Annotated in this window: 4 protein-coding genes; 3 read left to right on the forward strand and 1 reads right to left on the reverse strand. The window is 75.9% G+C overall.

Annotated elements, in window-relative coordinates:
- Window positions 1-873 (forward strand): carboxylate-amine ligase (locus ACTIDRAF_RS29300; protein WP_016699816.1); only part of this gene is annotated, 873 nt, incomplete at its 5' end.
- A gap of 97 nt (window positions 874-970) precedes the next feature.
- Here the strand turns inward: ACTIDRAF_RS29300 and ACTIDRAF_RS0216435 are convergent.
- Complete coding sequence (locus ACTIDRAF_RS0216435; RefSeq protein WP_016699817.1) at window positions 971-1,795, reverse strand: DUF1684 domain-containing protein; 825 nt, start codon at window positions 1,793-1,795, stop codon at window positions 971-973.
- Between the two features lie 486 nt (window positions 1,796-2,281).
- Between ACTIDRAF_RS0216435 and ACTIDRAF_RS29305 the strand changes: the two genes are divergently transcribed.
- Together ACTIDRAF_RS29305 and ACTIDRAF_RS34255 are read left to right on the forward strand one after the other, a co-directional pair.
- The gene (locus tag ACTIDRAF_RS29305) at window positions 2,282-2,719 is read left to right on the forward strand and encodes an SRPBCC domain-containing protein (protein ID WP_016699818.1); all 438 of its coding nucleotides are present in this window, start codon (window positions 2,282-2,284) and stop codon (window positions 2,717-2,719) included.
- Window positions 2,720-2,811: 92 nt separating this feature from the next.
- On the forward strand, window positions 2,812-3,132 hold a 321-nt coding region (locus ACTIDRAF_RS34255), incomplete at its 3' end, for an XdhC family protein (protein ID WP_026066181.1).

A 3,132-nucleotide genomic window follows, 5' to 3' on the forward strand; every position in this document is an offset into this window, starting at 1 on the left:
GGGGAGGGCAGTCGGGTCGTGGCCAGCGGCTGCGCCCCGCTCGCCGCCGGTGTCCCCACCCCCCTCACCCCGGCCGACCGGTACCGGCGGATGGGGGAGCGCTACGGGATGCTCGTGGACGACCTCTCCGTCTGCGGCTGCCACGTGCACGTCGGGATGCCCGACCGCGAACGCGCGGTCCTGGTCGCGGACCACCTGCGCCCCTGGCTGCCGGCCCTGCTGGCGCTCTCCGCCAACTCGGCGTTCGCCGGTGGCCGTCCCACCGGGCACGCGAGCTGGCGAGCGGTCACCTGGACGCGGTTGCCCTCGGCCGTGCCGCAGCCCTGGTTCGGCTCGCTGGCCGGGTACGAACGGGCGAGCGAGGAACTCCTGGTCTCGGGCGCCGCGCTGGACAGCGGGATGCTGTACTTCTCCGTCCGCCCCTCGGAGCGGGTGCCCACCGTCGAGGTCCGGATCTTCGACGTGGCCGCCACGGCGGAGGAGGCCGTGCTGTACGCGCTGCTCATCCGCGCCCTCGCCGTGGTCGCGCTCGCCGACATCGAGGCGGGCCGGGAGGGGCCGCGTTTCCCCGAGCACACCCTGCGGCTGGCGCTGTGGCGCGCGGCCCACGACGGTCTGGAGGGCATGAGCCTCGACCCGGCGACCGGCACGTTGCTCACCGCCAGGGGCCGGGTGCGCCAGCTCATGCGGCGCGCCGCCCCCGGGCTGGAGGCCGGGGGCGACCGCACGACCGCGCGGGACCTGCTCGGCAGGTTGTTCGCGGCCGGCTCCGGCGCGCACCGCCAGCGTGCCGCCTACGGGCGGCGCCGACGGTTCGACGACCTGCACGACCACCTGAGCAGGTCGTTCACCGGGCCGCTCCGCCCCACCTGAGCGCGGAGCGGGGGGTACCAGCTCCGAGGACGCCAATGTCACCCCGGGATGGCCCCACCGGCCGACCCCTGCCCGGCCGGGTTCGTCCCGCACGTCCTCACCGGTACCGCACGGCCCGCTCGCCCACGGGGACCGCCACGGCGAACTGGTGGTCCGCCGGGGGCAGCGGGCAGTTGAAGTGCGCCGAGAACGCGCACGGCGGCAGGTAGGCGCGGTTGAAGTCGAGGAGGACGCGGGCGGTGGCGCCGGCACTCACGTCTGGGCGCGCCACCCGGAGGAAACGGCCGGGCCGGTAGCTGCTGACGCCGGTGGTCGCGTCGGAGAAGACCAGGAGGAGCCGCCCCTCGGAGACCAGGGGCGTGGTGCGGTGCTCGGCCCCGTCCAGGGTGAACCGCAGTTCCCCTGGAACCTCCAACTCCGCCGGCTCGGCCTCCAGCATCCTCGCGTAGTTCACCACCTCCCGACCGGGGAAGAGGGTGTACCAGGCCGGGACGACCCAGTTCGGGTCGAACGGGAAGGTGTCGATGCTCTCGAACCCCGACGCCGCCGGCGCGGCCGGGTCGAAACGCCGAACCCCGAACTGCCCGCCCCGCACCACCACCGTGGCGCTCCCACCGGGGAACCGGACCATCGGCGCCGTGCCCGCCCCGTACACCCGGCGTTGACCCGACAGCGGAGCGCCGTCGACGGTCACCTGGTCCTCCACCTCGGCGGCGAGCCACACCTCGTCACCGCGGACCGTCCACCGCCCCGGAAGCCCGGGCAGCCGCTCCGACTCGTCGGGCCAGCAGGTGTCCACCAACGCGAGGCTGCCCTCAGCGCCGGTCACGGCGCGGCGCCGCGCCTCCCGCCACCGGTTCCAGGCGTCCTCGGTGCCCACGTCCGAGGACGTCACCGACGTGTTCGTTCCCGTGCCGTCCATCTCGTCTTCCTCCCTGGCCGCTGCCCGCGCACCACCTCACCACACCGGTCGTCCCGGCGGGGCGAGGTGCGGCCGCCCAGACGGGAGGGGAGCCGTGGGCCGGGGCTCTGGCGCACCCGTCCGACGGGGCCAGGGGGTGACCGCCGGCCCGTTGCCCTGCGCGCCCCTCCCGGCGCCCCGGGCTGGCGGCCGAGGAGGTCGCCGAGCGGGGAACCCCCCTCTGGCCGGCGGACCGTCTCCCTCCCGCGCCGGGTGTCGCCCGGACGAGTGCATGAGCCGAGCCGGGCGGCAGGTGGGCCGCCACCGGCGGCGGCACCCCGCCCGTCGTTCCGCCGATCGGGCGCCTCCGAGTGCGACGATGGGCCCTCGGCGGGCGGTGTGCTGCCTCCCGCGCTCTCCGGTACCGGTCGGCCACGCGGTCGGCCCGGAGGGCGGGACGACACGCCGCCCTCCTTCGTGATCCGTGTTCACCGGAGGTGCGATGCCATGAGTGACCCCGCGTTCGTGCACGAGGACGTCCTGGACACCACGCCCAGCCGGCTGTGGGCCGCGTTGACCTCCGGGGAGATCACCCGGCGGTACTGGTTCGACCGGCGCGTGGAGTCCGACTGGACCGTGGGTTCCGCGGTGCGGTTCTACGACGGCGACAGCGACCGGCTCACCGACAGCGGCGAGGTGCTGGAGTGCGAGCCCACCCGGCGGCTCGTCTACAGCTTCCGGCAGGAGGCGTCGGACGGCGGACCCGTGTCCCCCGCCACCCGGGTCTCCTTCGAACTCCGGCCGCTGCCGGGCGGCAAGGTCCGATACCGCCTGGTGCACGACCGCCTGGTCGAGGCAGCGGACGTGGCGGCCTGGCGGGAGGGGTGGGCCCCGATCCTCGCGAACCTCCGCGAGTACCTGGCCGGCCACGGCGCCACCGCGTAGGGGGGTGCCCGCCGGGACGGCCGCCCCGTCCCGGCGGCGCTCCCACCCCAGACCTCCGGTGCCAGCCCCCTCCGAGACGGGATGAGAACACCGTGCCCGATCTGGTGGAACACCTCGCGGACCTCGCCAGGACCGGCGTGCCCTTCGCCGTGGTCAGCATCGTGGGCGTGACGGGCAGCACCCCCAGCCGGCTCGGCGCCGCCCTGGTCGTCGAAGCCGATGGTCGGGTGACCGGCGGAGTGGCGGGCGGCTGCGTCGAGGCCGCCCTGCACGCCTGGGCCGAGCAGGCCCTGGCGACCGGGCGGTGCCTGCGGCACCGGGTGGCGGCGTCCGGAGGAGACGTCCCCACGCCCGCCGCCGGCTGCGGCGGAGAACTGGAGGTCTTCGTCCGCCGGTGCGGCGGGGGGGGGCCC

This window comes from Actinoalloteichus spitiensis RMV-1378 (assembly GCF_000239155.1).
GTDB classification, from domain to species: domain Bacteria; phylum Actinomycetota; class Actinomycetes; order Mycobacteriales; family Pseudonocardiaceae; genus Actinoalloteichus_B; species Actinoalloteichus_B spitiensis.

Excerpts from the sequence above, each read along its gene's own strand:
- ACTIDRAF_RS0216435 (WP_016699817.1), bottom strand. The coding sequence starts at position 1,795 with ATGGACGGCACGGGAACGAACACGTCGGTGACGTCCTCGGACGTGGGC.
- ACTIDRAF_RS29305 (WP_016699818.1), top strand. The coding sequence starts at position 2,282 with ATGAGTGACCCCGCGTTCGTGCACGAGGACGTCCTGGACACCACGCCC.